We start from the raw sequence: 19666 nt of genomic DNA on the forward strand, positions 1-19666 counted from the left end.
CCGTCACCTTCCACTGGAAGGTGACGGGCCGCCGTCGTGGTTAAGCGTCTAGTTGGCGAGCCAGACGTCCGGGCCGAACACCTCGTAGTGGATGCGGGTGGCCGGGATGCCCGCTGCGATGGCTTCGTCGCGGATCTTCTTCATGAAGGGCAGCGGTCCGCAGAGGTAGAGCGACGCGCCGGCGGGCAGGTCGACTTCCCGCAGGGACATGAAACCTTCCTTCGCGCCGGGCTGCGGAGTCTCGAGCCACAGCTGGAGGTCGGCGTCGATCGCGGCAGCGTCCGCGGTCATCTGCCCGCTGAGTGCCCAGCTGTCCATGGACCGCTCGGCGTGCAGCACCAGGACGTCGCGCTCCGTGCCGGCAACCGCCAGGGAGCGCAGGATGGATGCCGTGGGGGTGCAGCCGATGCCTGCCGAGGCAAGGATCACCGGTCCGTCGCCGTCCTTCAGCGTGATTTCGCCATAAGGGTTGGAAATCTCGAGGATGTCGCCGGGTTCGACATCGTTGTGCAGGGCGGGCGATACCTCGCCGCCGTCGTTGAGCTTGGTGGTGAAAGTCCGGCTGGTGCCGGCGTCGCCGGACAGGGAGTATTGGCGGACCTGGCGGAGTCCGTCCGGCAGCTGGACCTTCACGCTGATGTACTGGCCGGGCTTGGCTGCCGTGACGGGGGTGTCATCCGCAGGCTCGAGGGTGAAGGTCATGGAGTCCTTGCCCGCGGCCTCCTTGGCGACGACGCGCCACGGGATCCACATCTTGGTGTTGGCCTGTGCCGCGTAGAGGTCCTTTTCCAGTTTGATGAGCGCATCGGCCATGAGCCAGTAGACCTCGGTCCAGGCTTCGGCGATTTCCGGGGTGATGACGTCGGCCAGGTCCGCGGCGATCGCGGCGAAGAGGTGTTCGTAGACCACACCGTACTGCTCTTCCTTGATTCCCAGGGAGGCGTGCTTGTGGGCGATCCGGGACAGGACCTTTTCCGGAAGGGTGCCCGGGTTGTTGACCAGGTGGGTGGCGAAGGCTGCGATGCTTCCGGCCAGGGCCTGCTGCTGTTCGCCGGAGCGCTGGTTGGAGCGGCTGAAGAGTCCGTCCAGCAGTTCCGGGTGTGCCGCGAAAAGGCGCTTGTAGAAGTCGGCGGTGATCTCGCCGATCCTCGATCCGACAAGGGGGAGAGTGGCTTCGATGACAGGACGCGACTTCTCGGAAAGCATTGGTTCTCCTGCGGGTAGGGCCGGGCAGGTCGCCCGGGCGGTCAATACTCGCATCTGAAATGCGAGTATTTATGACTCAATTTCTACTCCTCGTAGAAAAGAAGTGCAAATCGGGCGCTTGCGGTTGCCGCGGGAGGTGTAACAGCGCTTAGCGCCGGGCTGCCGGCACCTGGAAATCCGGCCGCAGGCCGATGCTCCGGAAGACGGGTGCCATCTGGCGGGCGTGGGGGAGGGAGGAGATCACCACGGGGTCGAGTTCGCGGTAGAAAGCTTCGCGGGCGCGGCTCATGGCGTGCCGGAGGCCGCATTCGGTGATGAGCGGGCAGTCGCCGTTGGGGGACTGGCATTCGGCAGGATCCTGCCTGCTGTCGAGCTGGCGCAGCAGTTGGCCTACCGTCGCACGGCGCCCGGAGTCGGTCAGTTGAGCCCCGCCGTTCCTGCCCCGTTCGACGGCGATCAGTCCCAGTTCACGGAGCTTGGCCAGGGCCTTGCTCACGTGGTTGTAGGGGGTTCCCACGGCGTCCGCCACTGCCTGGGTGGTCAGCAATGCGCCCTCCGGAACCGCCGCCAGCACCATGACGGCGCGCAGGCTCACATCGGCGAACGCGTTGATTTTCATGTATTCAGCTTAAGCAGCGCTTCGTGTTGATGCCGATTCCGTGTCCTTGAACTGGTTCATTCGTGGCCAGGGCGGCCGCAAGACCTGGTCCGTTTGAGCTAGTCCGCCCAGACCGTTGCTTCGTGGCCGTCCGCCTCAAGCGGGCGGAAGTTGAAGCCTTCTGCCGTGACGTCATAAGGCACGACGGCGGCCATCAGGCCGCCGCTGCGGTGCTCGGCGGCGGCGTGGATGCCGTCAGTGCCGTGTTCGGGGAGGGTGACGTCGCTGGCGAACGCCACGGCCCTGTATCCCTCACGGCCTTGGCGCAGGAGCCCGATGACATCGGTAAGCATTGTCCCGGCGTCGATGTTCCCCTCATCGTCCAGTTCACCGGGCGAGATCATCACGAGCCGCAACTCGCCGTCGTCGGCCAGGGTGACGCCGAACGGCAGGAAACCGCCGTTCTGCTCCATGTGCTCCTGGGCTGTGCCAAGGGCGGCGCCCAGGACCTCGCGCAGTTCACGAGAGATGGTTTCCTGGGTGTCTTCCTGCGCTTCAGGGTCCTGCGGAACGTCGGGGGAGATGCCTTCAGTCATGCTGTGCTCCCTTAGCCGCGGACGATTGCCAGGACGCGGTCGCGGACCGCGCTCATGGTTTCGGCGTCCTTGGCCTCGGCGTTCAGGCGCAGGAAGGGCTCGGTGTTGGACGGGCGCAGGTTGAACCACCAGCTGCCGTCCTTCGCGCTGAAGGTGCTGCCGTCCATGTGGTCGATCTCGATGTCTTCGCCTTCAAAGTCCGCGCGGACGCGTTCGATTGCGGCGGCCTTGTCCTCGATTTCGGAGTTGATCTCACCCGAGGAAACGTAGGGCTCGTACTGCCGGCCGAGTTCGGACAGGGGTCCGTCCTGCTCGCCGAGGGCGGCGAGGACGTGCATGGCGGCGAGCATGCCGGTATCGGCGTTCCAGAAATCGCGGAAGTAGAAGTGCGCGGAGTGTTCGCCGCCGAATACGGCGCCTTCCTCGGCCATGACCGCCTTGATGAAGGAGTGGCCTACGCGGGTGCGGACCGGGCGGCCGCCGTCTTCCTCGATCAGTTCCGGTACGGCCTTGGAGGTCAGCAGGTTGTGGATGATGACCGGGACGTCCTCGCCCCCGGCTTTCGCACGGGCGATTTCGCGGCGGGCCACCATGCCGGTGATGGCCGACGGCGAAACAGGCTCGCCCTTTTCGTCCACCACGAAGCAGCGGTCGGCGTCGCCGTCGAACGCCAGGCCGATGTCCGCGCCGTGCTTGACGACGGCGGCCTGCAGGTCGCGGAGGTTCTCCGGCTCGAGCGGGTTGGCCGGGTGGTTCGGGAAGGAACCGTCCAGTTCGAAGTACAGCGGCACGATCTCGAAAGGCAATGCGGGGAGCAGGGCGTCGCCGAGCACCGCGGGCGTGGTCAGGCCGGCCATGCCGTTGCCGGCGTCGACGACCACCTTCAGCGGGCGGGATCCGCTGAGGTCCACCAGCTTGCGCAGGTAGGCGGAGTAGTCCTTCAGGACATCGCGGACGGCAACGGTTCCCTGGGTCTCCGCGGCCGGGATGGCAGCTTCGTTCAGGTACTGCTCGGCCAGGGCCTGGATTTCCTTCAGGCCGGTTTCCGAGGAGATCGGTTGGGCACCGGCCTTGGCCATCTTGATGCCGTTGTACTGGGCCGGGTTGTGGCTAGCGGTGAAGGTGGCCCCGGCTGCGTTCAGCGCGCCGCAGGCGTAGTAGAGCTCGTCCGTGGAGATCAGGTCCAGGAGTTGGACGTTGGCGCCGCGTCGGGACGCGCCGTCGGCGAATGCCTTGATGAACTCCGGCGAGGACGGACGCATGTCCCCGCCGACCAGGACGGTCTGGCCGGCAAGGCCAAGGGTGTCGACAAAAGCAGCGCCCACGGCCGTCACGATTTCCGCGCTGATCGTCTCGCCGACGATGCCCCGGACGTCGTAGGCCTTGAAGGAAGCCGAGAGGTCGAAAGTGTTGTTCTGCTCGCTAGTCACGGGCTCAATCCTACTGTGGCGGCGATGCCGCGCATCCACACGGCCCCCGTATGTGGACAGACTTCACAACTTTCCCGGTTGTCCACATAGCGAAGGTCCCGGCTGCTGGCTGTCGGACCCGGCTGAAATACTGGAACCATGTCCCAGGAGCCATACACCGCAGAAATCACCAGCACCCGCCAGGAAGCCCTGCAGGTCCTCCGCGAGCTTGTCGGCAACCCGGAGGCCGGGTTCCATGACGGCCAGTACGAGGCCATCGAAGCACTTGTCGACGCCGGCCGCCGGGCCTTGGTGGTGCAGCGCACGGGCTGGGGAAAGTCGGCCGTCTACTTCGTGTCCTCGCTGCTGCTGCGCCGCCGGGGGAGCGGACCCACCCTCATCGTGTCGCCGTTGCTCGCCCTGATGCGGGACCAGGTGGCCGCGGCGGCCCGCGCAGGTGTCCGGGCCGTGGCCATCAACTCCGCCAACCAGCTGGACTGGGATAACGTGCACGCGCAGCTCGCCGCCGATGAAGTCGATGTGCTGCTGGTTTCGCCGGAACGCCTCACCAACCCTTCCTTCCGGGAAAACCAGCTGCCGGAACTGATCCAGCGCACGGGCCTGCTGGTGATCGACGAAGCCCACTGCATCTCGGACTGGGGGCACGACTTCCGGCCTGACTACCGGCGCATCGCGGACCTGATAGGCCGGCTGCCGGACACCGTGCCCGTCCTTGCGACCACGGCCACGGCAAACTCCCGAGTGGTCCACGACATCGAGGAACAGCTCGGGGCCGGGGTGCTCACCATCCGTGGTTCGCTCGGGCGCGAATCGCTGCGGCTCGGCGTGCTGAACCTGGCCAATTCCCGGGACCGGCTCGGCTGGCTGCTGACGCACCTCTCGGACATGCCCGGCAGCGGCATCATCTACGCCCTGACTGTCTCCGCAGCCGAAGACACCGCACGGCTGCTGGCGGAAGCCGGGCATGAGGTCCTCGCGTACACGGGCCGCACCGATCCCGCGGACCGGGAGCGGGCCGAACAGCAGCTCAAGGACAACCAGGTGAAGGCGCTCGTTGCCACCTCGGCACTCGGCATGGGCTTTGACAAGCCGGACCTCGGCTTCGTGATCCACCTGGGTGCGCCGTCCTCACCGGTGGCGTACTACCAGCAGGTGGGACGCGCCGGCCGTGGGGCGGCCAACGCGGATGTCCTGCTCCTTCCGGGCCAGGAGGACAAGGACATCTGGCAGTACTTTGCCACAGCCTCCATGCCTTCCGAGGAAAAGGCCGCAGCAGTGCTTCAAGTCCTGGGGGAGGCCGGGACTGCCCTGTCCACCGTTGCCCTTGAGGCCCGCGTGGACCTGCGTCGCACACCGCTCGAACTCCTGTTGAAGGTCCTTTCCGTGGACGAGGCGGTGGAACGGGTCGGCGGCGGATGGCGGGCCACCGGGCAGCCGTGGTTCTACGACGCCGAACGCTACGCCAGGATCGCCGAAGCCAGGGTCGATGAGCAGGACTCGATGATCATCTACGAGGACACCGCTGGCTGCCGGATGGAGTACATCACCGCCGTCCTGGACGACGACACCGCCCGCCCCTGCGGCCGCTGCGACAACTGCGCGGGACGCTGGTTCCCGGCGGACATCGCGGCAGAAGCTTCCGACGCGGCCGGCCGCACACTCAGCCGCGCAGGCGTCGCCGTGGAGCCCAGGCTGCAGTGGCCCAGCGGCATGGACCGCTTGGGCGTGGCAGTGAAGGGCAAGATCAAGGCCGGCGAAACCATCGCGGAGGGACGCGCCCTGGCCCGCCTGAGCGACCTCGGCTGGGGCGGTGCCTTGCGGGAACTGTTCGCGGCGGGGGCTCCGGACCGCGAGGTCGATCCGTCCATGCTGCAGGCCTGCGTCCAAGTGCTCAAGGAATGGGCCACAGGCAACGCCGGCCAGGGCGGCTGGAGCGGCCAGGAACGTCCGGCCGCCGTGGTCAGCCTGCCGTCCCGGGGCAAGCCGCAGCTCGTGGAGTCCCTGGCCCGCGGAATCGCCGGCATCGGACGAATGCCCTACCTTGGCTCCCTCCAACTTCAGCATGGCGGGCCCACCGGCGGCCGGGGAGGCAACAGCGCCTACCGCCTGGCCGGGGTCTGGGACCGTTTGGTTGTTGGTCCGGAACTGGGGGAAGCGCTCGCCCCGCTGGCCGGGCGGAGCGTCCTGTTGGTGGACGACCTGGTGGACAGCCGGTGGACTGTGACGGTCGCCGGCCGTGCCCTCCGGCAGGCAGGGGCAGGTGCGGTGCTGCCGCTCGTCCTCGCCCAGGCGGGCTGACAGGCCCCGGGGCCGGGGCGGGGGTGGTAGCCGTCGGCCCATGCCCCGGGTACGCAAAAGGCCCCGGGTACGCAGAAAGCCCCGGGTACGCAAAAGGCCCCGGTCAAGGACCGGGGCCAAACGCGGAGACGGGGGGATTTGAACCCCCGGTCGAGTTTAACCCCGACCCTTCATTAGCAGTGAAGTCCATTCGGCCGCTCTGGCACGTCTCCAATTGCTATTGCTAGCCCACCAAGGATACGCAGAACACGGCGTACAGCGCAAAACGGCCGGTTCCTGCGGCCCGAAGGCCGGAATGCTGCCGTCGGACCTGCCTATCGGAGGGCAGGCGGGCCAGCCCAACGGTCAGGCGACACCGATCGGCAGGACATGCGGACGGCCGGTGAGGGGGTCGGCGATCACGTTAGCCCGCAGGCCGAACACCTCTTCCAGCAGTTCCGCCGTGACGACGTCCGCCGGGGTGCCCTGGGCGACGATCCCGCCGTCCTTCATGGCGACGATGTGGTCCGAGTAGCGTGCCGCGAGCGAGATGTCGTGCAGGACCATTACCACGGTGCGGCCGTCGGCGCGGTTGAGCCGCTGCACCAGTTCGAGCACCTCAAGCTGGTGGGCGAGGTCAAGGTACGTCGTGGGCTCGTCCAGCAGCAGGATCCCGGTCTCCTGGGCGATCGTCATGGAGATCCATGCCCGCTGGCGCTGCCCACCGGAGAGGTCCTCCAGCAGGCAGGCCGCCAGGTCGGCGAGGTCCGTTGCCTCCAGGGCGGAGCCGACGGCCGATTCGTCGGTGGCGGAGAACTGTTGGTACCACTTCTGCCGCGGATGCCTGCCCCGGGACACAAGGTCGGCCACGGTGAGTCCGCTGGGCGCCTGCGGGGTCTGCGGGAGCATGCTGAGCCGGCGGGCGATTTCCCGGCTGGGCCACTTCGTCATTGCCCTGCCGTCCAGCAGGACCTCGCCGGCGATCGGCGGGAGGATGCGGCCCAGTCCTTTCAGGAGGGTGGATTTGCCGCAGCCGTTGGGGCCGATGATCGAGGTGATCCGGGCGTTCGGCACCTCAAGGTCCAGGTCCCGGACCACCGTGCGGCCGTCGTATCCCAGGCTGAGCCCCCGGGCGCTCAAGGACACCCCCGGCGGGGCTTCGGGCGGTGCGTCCGGCGGGGCTTCCGCCGGGGCACCAGGGCGACCGGCCGCCGTCGCAGTCCGGGTTGCGGCTGCATCCGGGGAGAAAGCGGTGCTCACGTGAGCCTCCTCTGATAGTTCAGGACGAGGTAGATCAGGTACGGCGCCCCGAGGACGGCCGTGGCGACGCCCACGGGCAGGGACACCGGCAGTGCGTGGGCCGCAACAGTGTCCGCCAGCAGCACGAACAACGCCCCGGTGAGGGCCGAGGCCGCAACAGGAGGGACGGCGGTGCGGCAGAGGATGCGTGCGATCTGCGGGCTGGCCAAGGCAACGAAGGTCAGGGGACCCGCCAGCACGGTGCCGATGGATGCCAGGAGCACCGCGAGGCTCAGGCACAGGACGCGGATGCGGCCGGTGCGGATGCCCAGCCCGGTGGCGGTGTCCTCACCGAAGCTGAGTAGCTCCAGCCAGCGGCCGGCGAAGCAGGCAAGCACCAGCAGGGGAACGGCGAACATGGTCATCGGCACCACGAGCGGCCAGTCGCGCCCGTTGAGCGAGCCCATCATCCAGGTCAGGGCCTGGCCGGCGTTGGTCACGTCTCCCAGCGTCAGCAGCCAGGTGGTCAGGCTGGTGGCAAGGCCGTTCAGCCCGAGGCCCACCAACACCAGGCGGTAGCTGTCCAGGCCGTTCCGGTACGCGAGCACGTACGCGGCGGCACCGGTGACGAGGCCCATCGTGAAGGCCGCGGCCGGGAGGCCGACCGTCGCGGCGAGTCCGCTGAGGCCGGCGTAGCCGCCGCCGGCGATCACCAGCACCGATACCGCACCGAAGGACGCGCCCGAGGTGATCCCCAGGATGTCCGGGCTGGCCAGCGGGTTCCGCGCCACGCTCTGGGTGATGGCACCGGCCGCGGCGAGGCAGAGACCCACCACGAGGGCGGCCACCATGCGCGGTGCCCGGAACTCGGTGACCGCAAGGTAGGTCCGGGGCTGCGAGGCGTCGCCGAGCAGGGAACGCAGCACGTCCCCGTAGGCCAGCGGCAGGCCGCCGTACGCGACGTGCACGCCCATGGCGGCGAACACCAGCACGGCGAGGATGATCCCGAGGATCAGCACGCGCGGGTTCCAGCGCCACGAGGACCGGCGGGTCCGCAGGGCGCGGATGCCCGCATAGTTCGAACTGCTGAGCATGAGCGGCGGCATCAGAGCCTCACCAGCCGGCGCCGCCGTGCGAGGTGGATGAATAACGGCGCCCCGACGACGGCGATCACCACTCCGACGGACAGCTCGCCCGGCCGGGCGATGAGCCGCCCGGCCGTGTCGGCGAACAGCACAAGGGCGCTGCCCAGGACTGCGGAAAGCGGGATGAGGCGGCGGTAGTCCGCGCCGGCAACCGCGCGGGCGGCATGCGGAACGAGCAGTCCGGCGAACGCGATCGGGCCCGCAAGGGTTACGGCGGAGCCGGCCAGCAGGGTGACCCCGGCGATGCCGAGGGCACGCGAACGGCGGACCGAGACGCCCAAGGACACTGCGTTGTCCTCGCCGAGGGCCAGGGCATTGAGCGGGGCGATGTTGGCGGCGGCGAGGACGGCCCCCGCCAGGACGAACGGCCACACGGAATCCAGGACGCCCTCCCTCGCCACGAGCGATCCCACCTGCCAGAAGCGCAGGGTGTCCAGGGCGGCCTCGTTCAGCAGCACGATGCCGGAGACCAGCCCGCCGGCCAGGAACGAGACGGCTGCACCGGAGAGAACCAAAGTGACCGGCGTCGCGCCAACGCGTGCCGCGCTGCCCAGGGCGAAAACGAGGGAACAGGTTACCAGGGCGCCGGTGAAGGCCAGCAACGCTTCGACGAACGGAAGCGGCGGGCCGCTTAGCGCCGTCACTGCCACGATGGCCAGCGCCGCTCCCTGGTTGATGCCGAGCAGGCCCGGTTCGGCGATCGGGTTCCTGGTGTGGCCCTGGGTCAGCGCCCCGGCGAGTCCCAGGCAGGCTCCGGCCACCAGTCCATTGAGGGTCCGTGGCCAGCGGAGTTCACGGATGGTGACGTCCATTGCCGAGGAATCAGGGGTCACGAGCGCGTGCCAAAGATCGCTGAAGGTGGACGGCTGTCCGCCGAACGCCAGGCTCACGGCGACGGCGGCCAGGAGCACCGCCATTGCGGCCGGGAATTGCATGCGGGAGGGCAGCCCGGAGCGCCGGGCGGCCTTCGGCTCCAGGGACAGGGGTGGGGCGCTCAATAGATTCCTCAATTGCGAAACATTGTTGTTGCGTAATTAGACAATGCTGATACAGTCTACGGCGTTCCTAAGGTAAGCCTTAGTTCCGTTACCTTCGCATCCTCTTCGAAAGACAGCCACGTGAAGACCCTCAACTTCCCCGGCAAGCTGGCGGCCGTCGCTGCCGCCGCCGCTTTGCTCCTCGTCACCGCCTGCGGTGCTCCCGAAAGCACCTCGGCCGAGGCAGCCGCACCCGCCGCCGGGTTCCCCAAGACCATCGAACACGCCATGGGCTCCACCGAGATCAAGACCACGCCCAAGCGCGTCGTGGCCCTCGACTCCAGCTACGTCGATGCCACCCTGCTGCTCGGTGCCGAACTGGCCGGCTACATCGAGTACCGCCAGGACCCGGCGCACCCCTTCGCCCCTTATCTCGGCGATGTTGCCGCGGCCACGAAGGACTCAGAGAGCGTCGGCACCCTGGCTGAGCCGAACCTGGAGAAGATCCTCGAGCTCAAGCCGGACCTGATCATCTCCGCGAAGGTCCGCCACGAGGCGCTCTACCCGCAGCTGTCCAAGATCGCCCCCACGATCTACTCCGAATCCACCGGCCCCACCTGGAAGGAGAACGTCGTCTTCCTCGGTGACGCGCTCGGCGTGAAGGAAAAGGCCGAAAAGATCGTCGCGGACTACGAAGCCCGCGCCAAGAAGGTCGGCGACGCCGTCATGGCGAAGAACCCGAAGGCCAGCTACTCCCTGCTCCGCTTCTCCGGAGAGGACACCGCACGGCTGTACTCCTCGACGTCGTTCATCGGCACGATCATGTCCGACATGGGGATCCCGCGGCCCAAGGGCGGCGCGGACACCACCGAAGCGATCTTCGTTCCGCTGTCCCAGGAACAGATCCTGAAGGCTGACGCCGGCGTCATCTTCGTCTCCACCTATGCACAGGAGGGCGCGAAGGGCGACAAGACCCGGGCCCTGGCCAAGTCGTTCCAGGGCAACCCCCTGTGGAAGCGGCTCACCGGCAAGACCGTCACGGTCGACGACAGCGTGTTCTTGTCCTCCGTGAGCATCCAGGGTGCCAACGAGGTCATCACCCAGGTGGCCAAGGAATTCGGCGTGGACCCGCACCTCGCGAAGTAGTCCGCCGAGCAAAGCACGAAGGGAGGCACCGCCATGCGGCGGTGCCTCCCTTCGCTGTTGACGGCCGTTCCCTAGGCCGGGACGCCGCTGGTGCCGGCCTCCACGACGCCGGCTGTGAGCGCCCGCCAGAGGAACTGCTGGCTGCGGGCCTGCAGCGCCGCGGCCTGCCGGTTGTCCGAGGCGCCGGCGTGCCCGCCTTCCAGGGTTTCGTGGAACCAGACATTCGGGATGCCCATGGCCTGCATCCGCGCGGCCATCTTGCGGGCCTGGACCGGGCCGACCCTGTCGTCGGAGGTGGATGTCCAGATGAACGTCTCGGGGTAGTCCACCGCGTCGTGCAGCAGATGGTACGGCGAGAAGGTCTTGATGAATTCCCACTGCTCCGGTACGTCCGGGTCGCCGTATTCGGCGATCCAGGAGTACCCCGCGGACAGCTTGGTGTAGCGGCGCATGTCCAGCAGCGGCACACCGCAGGACACCGCCGCGAAGAGCTCCGGATACCGGGTCAGCATGTTGCCCACCAGCAGCCCGCCGTTGGAGCCGCCCACGCAGCCCAGCCGTTCACGGCTGGTCACGCCCCGGGAAATCAGGTCCTGCGCCACCGCCGCGAAGTCCTCGTACGCGCGGTGCCGCTTCTCCTGCAGGGCCGCCCGGTGCCAGGCCGGGCCGTACTCGCCGCCGCCGCGGATGTTCGCCACCACGTACACGCCGCCCCGCGGCCTGCCGGCGATCGAACCGTTCCGCCTCTCCAGCCAGGACCGGCCGATGGCGCCGCTGTAGGCCGGCGTGCGGGAGACCTCGAAGCCGCCGTAACCGGACAGCTGGGTGGGATTCCCGCCGTCGAGCACCAGGTCCTTCGACGCGATCTGGAAGTACGGCACCCGGGTGCCGTCCGCGGACACCGCGAAATGCTGCTGCACGTCGTAGTCGCCGTCGTTGAAGAACGACGGCGAGGTCTTCACCACCGCGTGCGTGCTGGCGACGGCGGTACTCACCGACGCCGCGCCCGCGGCCGTGAGGGTGGTGCCGGCCGTGAGGGTGCCGCGCATGAGGGTCGTGGGAGTCGTGAAGCCCGTGGCCACGAGCCAGAAATCGTTGCCTGCCTCGCTTTCGTCCTCGTCATCCACCGCGTAGGCGTTGACGTCGTGCAGCGGCGGGCAGGCATCGAGCGGCGACACGGCCCAGCCGCCGTCTCCGAAACCACCAGCCGGCCGAGCCGGGTCCAGCACCAGGATCTTGGATGAGACGTCGCTGAGCAGGTTCAGGACCAGGAAATCCCGGGTCCAGCTCCAGGACTGCAGGGAAGTACGCTCGTCCGGGGTGAACAGCACGGTGAACTCCCGGGCGCCGTCGAGATAGGACTCCAGGTCCGCGGCGAGCAGGCAGCCGGCCGGGAACACGGTGTCCGCCGCCTCCCCGCCGTCCACAGAGGCCCCGGGAACGGCCCAGTCCTGGCGGGGACGGAACAGCAGCCACTGGCGGTGGGTGCTGATGTTGACGTCGGTGGGAACCTCGATTTCCAGCCACCCGCCGTCGCGCTGCAGGTAGGTGCGCTGGTTGAAGAAGTCGATCCAGTCCACGGCGAAGGTGCGCTCGAAACCGGGCGTGGAGTCGTGCGCCACGAGGGCCATCATGTGGTCTTCCGCGATCTCGAAGATCCGCTCGGCGTCGGCAAGGCGCTGGCCGCGGGACAGCTTCACACCGGTGCGCGCGTACGAGGAACTGGTCTTGGGCAGGTCCCCGGCGGTGCTGGCCACCAGCAGGGTGCCGGCATCGAGCCAGCTGACGTTGCCCTTGGCGACCGGAAGGTCGAAGCCGCCCTCTGCGGGGTCCACGAAGCGGCGCTGTTCGACGTCGAACTCGCGGTAGCGGTTGGCGTCGCCGCCGTCGGGGGAGAGCGACACCATGGCAAGTTTGTAGGGCTGGCCCTCGGAGGGGCGCAGGAACGAGGCCCCGTGGAAGACCCACTCTTCATCTTCCGCGGCGGCAAGGGCGTCGATGTCCAGCAGCACGTCCCATTCGGGGTCGTCACTGAGGTAGCTTTCCCAGGTGGTGCGCCGCCACAGGCCCTTGGGATTCTGCTTGTCGCGCCAGAAGTTGTAGTAGTGCCCGCCGCGCTTGGTCACCATGGCGATCCGGTCCGTGGAGTCCAGCACCTCCAGGATCCCGCCTTCGAGGGCGGCGAAGTCCTCGTCCTCGAGCAGTTCCTCGGTGCGGGCGTTCTGCTCCCGGACCCAGGCCAGCTGCTCCTCGCCGTGGATGTCCTCAAGCCAGATGTTCTCGTCAACGGGTTCCGGGGCGGTGGTCTTCCCGGGGTCACCTTCAGGGCTATGCCCGGCTGCAGTGGTGGTCATGGCCCCATCCTAGGGTGCCCCGTCGAGCGGGAAGCAAGTCACGGTGAAAGTAAGCTTGGGCGGTGGGCAATTCGCAGAAAACCAAGGTGGCACTGATCGGTGCGGGGCCTCGCGGCACCAGTGTCCTGGAGCGGTTGTTCGCGAACTGGGCAGCCTCGGCGCCGGCCGGGCACACCTTGCAGGTCGACGTCGTGGACCCGTACCCGGCGGGTCCGGGCCGGGTCTGGCAGCCCGGGCAGTCGCGCCTGTACCTGATGAACACGCAGTCGTTCTACCCCACCCTCATCCACGAGGACCCGTCCCTGGCCCCTCCGCTGGCCGGCGGCACGTTCGAACAGTGGCGGGCCCGCCGCCGGGAGGACGGCCGTGGGCTGGCCGCCGATGAGCAGGCCGAACTCGCCGCGCTCGGCACCGGCGACTTTCCCAGCCGCGCCATCTACGGGCGCTACCTCAGCGAGACGCTGGACGCGCTGCTCGAACGCAGGCCTGACGGCGTCGAGCTCACCTTCCACAGCAACTCAGCAGTGTCGGTCCGGAAGAATCCGGACGGTGCGTCCGCGTTCGACGTCGAACTCGACTCCGGCGCACACCTTGCGGCGGACACGGTGGTGCTGGCCCTCGGGCACCTGGAATCGCAGCTGAACGCCGAACAGCGTTCCTTCGCCACGGCAGCTGCCGGGATGGGACTGCTGTACCTGCCGCCGGCGGCACCGGCCGACGTCGACTGGTCGAAGGTGCCGGACCGCGAACCCGTGCTGGTCCGCGGCATGGGCCTGAACTTCTTCGACGTCATGGTGCAGCTGAGCGTGGGCCGCGGCGGACGGTTCGAGCCTGCGGGCGACGGGCCGGGCACGCTGACGTACGTGCCGTCCGGGCGGGAACCGAAGATCATCGCCGCGTCCCGGCGCGGCACGCCGTACCGGGCCAAGGCCGGGCTGGACGGCTACTACCCGAAGTCCATCCGGCTGCGCTACCTGAACGAGCGCGCCGTGGCACGCTTCACCGCTGCCGGCATCCAGCCCGGATTCGACCACGACCTCTGGCCCCTCCTGCACCGGGACACACTCTGGGCCTACTACTCCACCCTTACCACCGCCCAGCCGGCCGCGGTCAGCGACGCCGGGGAGTTCCTTGAAGCACTCCAGGACGCCCTGCAGCCGCACGCCCACGCCGCCGGGAGCTGGGAGAAACGGGTCAACGAACTGGTGGCCAAGCACGTGGCGGCGTCGCGCCGCCTGGACCTGCCGGGCCTGGCCGCCCCCCTGGCCGGACGCTCCTTCGCCGGACGGCGGGAGCTGGACGCCGCCGTCGTGGAATACCTCGACGACGACGCCCGCCGCTCCGCCCTCGGCGAGGCGGACCCGATGAAGATGGCGATCGGTGCCCTGCACACGGGCCGGGCGGTGCTGAAGAGCGTGGTGGCCGACGGCGGCATCACCGATGCGTCCTGGCTCGGCGAGCTGCGTGGCTGGTTCGAGTCCTTCGTCGAAGGACTGGCCAGCGGACCGCCGGCCCTGCGCGCCGAACAGCTGGCAGCCTTGGCGCGGGCCGGCGTCGTCAGCTTCACCGGCCCCGACCCCCGCTTCAAGGTGGACCGCGCGCAGCAGCTTTTCACGGCGTCTTCCCCCTGGGTGGGCGGCCCGCCCGCCACGGCGAAGACCCTCGTGGAAGCCCTGGCCCCGGCCAACCGCGTGGGCACCACCGCGTCCCCGCTGATGCGGCAGCTGCTGGCCGACGGCCTGGTGCGGGCCAAGGTCATGCTGGGCGTCGAAGGCAGCCCCGTGCAGGCCACAGGCCTGGACGTCGAGCCGCACCCGTACCGGGCCGTCGGCGCGAACGGCTCCGTGACCAAGGGCATGTACGTGCTGGGCCTTCAATTGTCCGCCAACCAATGGGGGACGGCGATCGCGGCCGAAGCCGTCCCCGCGGACGGCCCGGCCTACCGCAGCGGTCAACGCACCCTGCGCGACTCCGACGAAATCGCCCGGGCCATCCTGGGGCTCTGAGCTCCTAGCCATTCAGGCATTTCTGGTACTCGATCCAGGCAATCGCGTAGCGGATCCAGCCGATCACGTCGTACCACCTGGGCTGAACCGGCGCCGTGCATTTGGGCGGCAGCGGCGCGGCCACGTCCACCGCGGCCTTCACCACGGTTCCGGACTCGACGGCGGTGAGCACCAAGGTGCCTGTTCCGGCCGCTGCCGAGGCGGGCACCTTGAGTTCCACGGCCGCGGCGCCCCCGCTCACCGTGACGGATCCCAGCTGGGTGGCCACCCCTTTGGCGTCGGTGAACACCGCGGTGAGCGACTTGTTCACCGGGCTGCCAAGGGAGGTCAGGTCCAGCTTGGAAACCGCCAGGGTCATCGCCTCGCCGTCCTTGACCTCGGCCGCCGTGTTGTTGACGACGGCCACCGAACGCCGGGCGAAGTCCGGCGAGACGGGCTTGTGGGCCTGCAGGTATTTGATCCAGGCGTCCCGGTCCACCAGTCCGCTGTCCTTGGTGTTGGCGCCCTCCTTGAAGATGCGGAAGTTGTCGCCGCCGGCTGCCAGGAAGCTGAACGTGCCGATCCGGTAGGACTTCGCCGGATCGATCAGTTCGCCGCCCACCAGGATCGAGGTGATGCGGTCACCCGCGGGACGGGCGGCGTCATACGTGTAGTTCACGTTCTTGGACAGGCCCAGTTGCAGGTACGGGCGGCTCGGAACCGTGCCGTCCGGGTTGGTCTGCCACTGCTGTTCCAGGAGGGTCTTGAACTGGGCACCAGTCAGCGAGGTGGTCCAGAGGTTGTTCACGAACGGCAGCACCGCGTTGGCTTCGGCGTAAGTGATGGTGCCGTCCGGTGCGTAGTACAGCTCGTTGCGCAGGCCGCCGGGATTCACGACGCCGATCTCGGCCCCGCCGAGTTCCGGAGCCTTGAGCGTGTCCACCAGGGAATCCGCCACGAGGTTGCCCAACGTGGATTCGCTCGCGCGGTCGTCCCGCTTCGGTGCCCCGCCCGCGGGATCCGGCGTGAACGCCGTCGTGATATCCGCGGTGACCGCGCCCACCGGCTGGTTCCCGACGGCGGCGGCCTCGGCGAGTGCCTTGTCCACGATCGTCTTCACCTGCGCCACCCGCGGGTACGTGCCGGAGAGGTCGGTGGTGATGCGCTTGACGTTGCCCGCCGTGGACGCCGTGACGGCCTTGCTGGCGGTGTCTACGGTGAGGGTGATGCGGCCGATGTTCTCGCCGTAGTTGCCGGTCTGGACGATCGGACGGCTCTTTGCCGTGGGCTGGCCGTTGGCGTCGTACACCGGGGCGTCCCAGGCGTATTCCTTATGGGTGTGGCCGGTGAAGATCGCGGCCACGTCCGGGCTGGTTTCCTTGACCAGCTTGGCGAAGGGTCCGCCGGCTGCCACTTCCTGCTCCAGGGTGGCGCCGTCCGGCGTTCCCGCGCTGGCGCCGTCGTGGTTTTCCACGACGATCACGTCTGCGAGCTTCTCCGCCTTGATATTCGCGGCGACGCGGTTGATGGCGTCGACGGGATCGCCGAACTCCAGCTCCGTGATGCCCGAGGGCGTCACCAGGGTGGGCACTTCCTGGGTCACGGTGCCGATCACGGCAACCTTGATTCCGTTCATGTCCAGCACCGTGTACTCCGGCAGGGCCGGGGTGGTGGTGCCCTTCTGGTAGACGTTGGCACCCAGCATCGGGAACTTCGCGTTGGCGCCGCCGGCGATGACGCGGTCGCGCAGGTCAGCCCAGCCGCCGTCGAACTCGTGGTTGCCCACTGCGGAGGCCTTCAGCTCCAGGGCATTCAGCACGTCGATGGTGGGCTGGTCCTTCGCGATGGCCGAGGCGAACAATGAGGCACCGATGTTGTCGCCGGCGGATAGGAAGGCGGTGCTGCCGTTGGCCTCGGCACGGAGCTGTTCGATGGTGCTGGCGAACAGGACCGTGTTGGAGTCGATGCGGCCGTGGAAATCGTTGATGCCCAGGAATTGCAGCTCAACGCTCTTCGGGGTTTCCGTGACGGGCAGGTTCAGTCCCATCAGCACGGGGTCGTGGTCGCTGGCGCGGAATTCGTCCGGCACGTAGTAGTTGCCCACGTTGTTGTTGTAGCGGCTGTATTCCAGGGCCACGGACTCCACGGAGTTGATGTTCCAGATATCGGTTCCCGTGACGGTGGCCTTGGCCGCGGGCGAGGCGAGGATGTGGTCCAGGGAGCCCACCATGCCGCCGAACAGGTAGGAGTGCTTTCCGGTGCCGGCCTCGAGGTCGGTGTAGCCGGCGTCAGTGAGTGCCCGGATGGGGTCTTCCTGGGAGTAGGCGTTGAAGTCGCCGATCAGGAACACCTTGTCTGTGCCCTTGGACTGCTGCAGGTTTGTTGCGAACTCCAGCAGGGACTGTGCCTGCTTGGTGCGGGCGAGGTTGGATGCGCCTTGGCCCTTGTCGGTATCGTCCGGGGTCGCGGCGGAGCCCTTGGACTTGAAGTGGTTCACGATCGCGATGAACTTCTTGTCATCCCCCGCGCCCACCGGCTTGAACACCTGGGCGAGCGGCTTGCGGGCGCTGGCGAAGGCCAGGGTGTCGTTGTGGATGATGGATTCACCCAGCGGTTCGGCGGAGGCCTTCTTGTAGATGAACGCGGTGCGGATCATGTCTTCGTCGCTGAGCGGCGGGGCGTTCGCGGGAGTGCGGACGTAGTCCCACACACCCGGAGTCTTGACGTTGAGCGCCCCGACCAGCTTGGCCAGGGCGTCGTCCCGGTCCTTGCCGAACTGTGCGGAGTTCTCGATCTCCTCGAGGGACACCACGTCCGCCCCGGCCTTGGTGATGGCAGCGACGATCTTGGCCTGCTGGCGCTCGAAGTTTTCCGCGTTGGCGGCGCCGCGGGCGTTGCAGCCGTCCTTGACCGTGATGGGGTTGCCGTCCCGGTCCGTGTAGTAGGTGCAGCCCGTGAGCTGGTCACCGGTGGTGGGGAAGTAGTTCAGCACGTTGAAGGAGGCGATCTTCAGGTTCCCGCCCACATCTGCCGGCCCGGCGGGGCGGCTGGCGGCGAAGGAAGCCGGCTGCACGGAGTCGGCGTTTGCCGGGGACAGCTGGGCGAGCGGCTGGAACTTCCAGGTGTTGTTGCCGTAGCCGAGGATCACGTTGGTGCGGAACGTCGCGGCCGAGCCGACCCGGACGGGGTCGCTGCTGCTGAGGTAGGGCAGCGGAAGGGCCTTGGTGGCGGCGTCCTTGAGTAAGTTGGTGGAGGCTCCGTCGTCGAGCTTGATGCCGCGTAGCGCGTTCCCGGTGGCGACGGCGGTGTTCTCCGGCGTGCCGTACGGCGCCAGTGCGTTCGGCTGGACCAGCGGGGTGGTGCCCGCCGCGAGTCCGATTTCGCCGTACTGGTTGAGGGCGTAGTTGTCCGTGACCGTGTAAGCACCCTGCGGTGCCACGAGCATGCCTTCATAGCGCTCGCGGGTGGCGTCGTCCGCGGGCAGGGCGAAGTTGCTGGGCTTCACCTCGGGAGCGGCTTCCGCCAGCACCTTGAGCCCGGCCGCATCAACGGTGAGCTGGGTCTGGTTCGCGAATTCGCTGACCGCGCCGGTCAGTTCCAGGTAGTCGCCGGCGTGCACGGTTGCCGCCGTCGACGGTGAATAGACGAACAAAGCGTCCGACGCCGTCCTGGCCGCCGGATCCGTGTCCCCGCCGCTGCCGGGGGTCTGGACGTAGTAGCCGTTGAAGCCGCCTGTGGCGTACACGGCAGTGACCTTGCCGCGGGTGGTCACGGTGCTGCCTGCCAGCGGGCTCGCGGCTCCCGTGCCTTGGATTTCGGCGATGGTCCTGGCGCCCGTGCCGGACGGCGGCGGCGTCACCGTGCCCGCGGCCGTGGGAGTGATGGTGGCGCTCAGTGCAAGGTCGGCCGAGTTGTTGTTGCTGTCCGCCCCGTTGCTGCGGTTCAGGCTCTTGACGTCGGTGTTCCCCGCCGGCGCGGTGGCCGCCGCGGTCTCAAAGGTGTTCGAGGTGCCGTAGCCGAGGAGGTCGGCGACAGCTGCATTCCCGGTGACCGAGCCCGCGGGCAGGGGGTTAAGTGCCGCCGCCTGCCTGGCCAGGACAATAGTTCCGGCCGTGCCGGAAGGATTGAAGGTGCCGGAACCGTCGACGTCGGCGGCCGGCAGATCGGGAGCCGTGGAGCCGGTGCTGTTGCTGGCTCCCTTGATGAGGAAATGGCCCTTGGCCGGGATGCTTCCGGACAGGGCAGTGATCCCGCTGGGTGCCGACGTGCTGCTGCCGGACCGATACTGCAGGGACCAGCCGCCGAGGTCCACGGCGGCGTCGCTGTTGTTGTAGAGCTCCACGAACTTGTTCCGGAACACGGCCCCGGAACTTCCGCCGCTGAGGTAGGCCTCGCTGATGACCACGCCGGGAAGCGGTTCTTCCGCCACCGCCGGCAGGGCAGTAAGCGGCGCCGCCAGCAAAGCTGCCGACAGCGCCGATCCCGCCAGGAATTTCCAGGGTTTGCTATGCATCCGTTCTGACTTTCTCTCGGGAACCGGTCAGGTTCCGGGCACACCGTCCGCCGCGTTGTACCTGGCGGACGGTGATCGGACCGTACAGGGGTGGAACATGGTGGTGCTGGAACATGTTTTGTTTGCCGGATTTCCGGACGGCGTTCCTGCCGCAGTCCGGACTTTACCGGGAGTAAAGAAGTGTTGGTGGTATTCGAGCA

General features: G+C 68.1%; 12 protein-coding genes and 1 tRNA gene. 3 read left to right on the plus strand and 10 right to left on the minus strand.

The window, feature by feature from the left end; genetic code table 11:
- Nucleotides 1-48 precede the first annotated feature (48 nt).
- The 4 genes from D3654_RS06245 to D3654_RS06260 all read right to left on the minus strand — a co-directional run bounded on the left by D3654_RS06245 (nucleotide 49) and on the right by D3654_RS06260 (nucleotide 3830).
- Nucleotides 49-1206: a globin domain-containing protein gene (locus D3654_RS06245; RefSeq protein WP_120520658.1), complete on the minus strand. Its 1158-nt coding sequence runs from the start codon at nucleotides 1204-1206 to the stop codon at nucleotides 49-51.
- Between the two features lie 148 nt (nucleotides 1207-1354).
- Complete coding sequence (locus D3654_RS06250; RefSeq protein WP_120520659.1) at nucleotides 1355-1825, minus strand: Rrf2 family transcriptional regulator; 471 nt, start codon at nucleotides 1823-1825, stop codon at nucleotides 1355-1357.
- Between the two features lie 98 nt (nucleotides 1826-1923).
- Nucleotides 1924-2400 carry a hypothetical protein gene (locus D3654_RS06255; RefSeq protein ID WP_120520660.1) on the minus strand — a complete coding sequence of 159 codons (477 nt, stop codon included), beginning with the start codon at nucleotides 2398-2400 and terminating at the stop codon, nucleotides 1924-1926.
- 11 nt (nucleotides 2401-2411) lie between these two features.
- Nucleotides 2412-3830, minus strand: a complete 1419-nt coding sequence (locus tag D3654_RS06260) for a phosphomannomutase/phosphoglucomutase (protein WP_120520661.1) — start codon at nucleotides 3828-3830, stop codon at nucleotides 2412-2414.
- Nucleotides 3831-3968: 138 nt separating this feature from the next.
- Here D3654_RS06260 and D3654_RS06265 point away from each other — a divergent pair, with 138 nt between their 5' ends.
- Entirely contained in the window at nucleotides 3969-6128 is a 2160-nt protein-coding gene (locus D3654_RS06265; RefSeq protein WP_120520662.1) for a RecQ family ATP-dependent DNA helicase, read from the plus strand.
- A gap of 123 nt (nucleotides 6129-6251) precedes the next feature.
- Here the strand turns inward: D3654_RS06265 and D3654_RS06270 are convergent.
- The 4 genes from D3654_RS06270 to D3654_RS06285 all read right to left on the minus strand — a co-directional run bounded on the left by D3654_RS06270 (nucleotide 6252) and on the right by D3654_RS06285 (nucleotide 9489).
- Nucleotides 6252-6340: transfer RNA gene (locus tag D3654_RS06270), tRNA-Ser, on the minus strand.
- Between the two features lie 133 nt (nucleotides 6341-6473).
- Nucleotides 6474-7253, minus strand: a complete 780-nt coding sequence (locus tag D3654_RS06275) for an ABC transporter ATP-binding protein (RefSeq protein ID WP_120520685.1) — start codon at nucleotides 7251-7253, stop codon at nucleotides 6474-6476.
- A 110-nt stretch (nucleotides 7254-7363) separates the two neighbouring features.
- On the minus strand, nucleotides 7364-8452 hold the full coding sequence (locus D3654_RS06280) for a FecCD family ABC transporter permease (RefSeq protein WP_245413110.1): 1089 nt from the start codon (nucleotides 8450-8452) through the stop codon (nucleotides 7364-7366).
- The gene (locus D3654_RS06285) at nucleotides 8452-9489 is read right to left on the minus strand and encodes a FecCD family ABC transporter permease (RefSeq protein WP_245413111.1); all 1038 of its coding nucleotides are present in this window, start codon (nucleotides 9487-9489) and stop codon (nucleotides 8452-8454) included. The genes D3654_RS06280 and D3654_RS06285 overlap by 1 nt, the downstream gene beginning before the upstream one ends.
- 120 nt (nucleotides 9490-9609) lie before the next feature.
- Here D3654_RS06285 and D3654_RS06290 point away from each other — a divergent pair, with 120 nt between their 5' ends.
- The gene (locus tag D3654_RS06290; protein WP_120520663.1) at nucleotides 9610-10614 is read left to right on the plus strand and encodes an ABC transporter substrate-binding protein; all 1005 of its coding nucleotides are present in this window, start codon (nucleotides 9610-9612) and stop codon (nucleotides 10612-10614) included.
- 71 nt (nucleotides 10615-10685) lie between these two features.
- Here the strand turns inward: D3654_RS06290 and D3654_RS06295 are convergent, their stop codons facing one another.
- Complete coding sequence (locus D3654_RS06295) at nucleotides 10686-12968, minus strand: prolyl oligopeptidase family serine peptidase (RefSeq protein ID WP_120520664.1); 2283 nt, start codon at nucleotides 12966-12968, stop codon at nucleotides 10686-10688.
- Between the two features lie 62 nt (nucleotides 12969-13030).
- On the opposite strand from D3654_RS06295, the gene D3654_RS06300 reads away from it, so the two are divergent.
- On the plus strand, nucleotides 13031-14974 hold the full coding sequence (locus tag D3654_RS06300) for an FAD/NAD(P)-binding protein (RefSeq protein ID WP_120520665.1): 1944 nt from the start codon (nucleotides 13031-13033) through the stop codon (nucleotides 14972-14974).
- Between the two features lie 4 nt (nucleotides 14975-14978).
- Here the strand turns inward: D3654_RS06300 and D3654_RS06305 are convergent, their stop codons facing one another.
- Complete coding sequence (locus tag D3654_RS06305; protein ID WP_120520666.1) at nucleotides 14979-19466, minus strand: ExeM/NucH family extracellular endonuclease; 4488 nt, start codon at nucleotides 19464-19466, stop codon at nucleotides 14979-14981.
- Nucleotides 19467-19666 lie beyond the last annotated feature (200 nt).

This window comes from Arthrobacter celericrescens (assembly GCF_003614925.1).
In the GTDB taxonomy this organism is placed as follows: domain Bacteria; phylum Actinomycetota; class Actinomycetes; order Actinomycetales; family Micrococcaceae; genus Arthrobacter; species Arthrobacter celericrescens.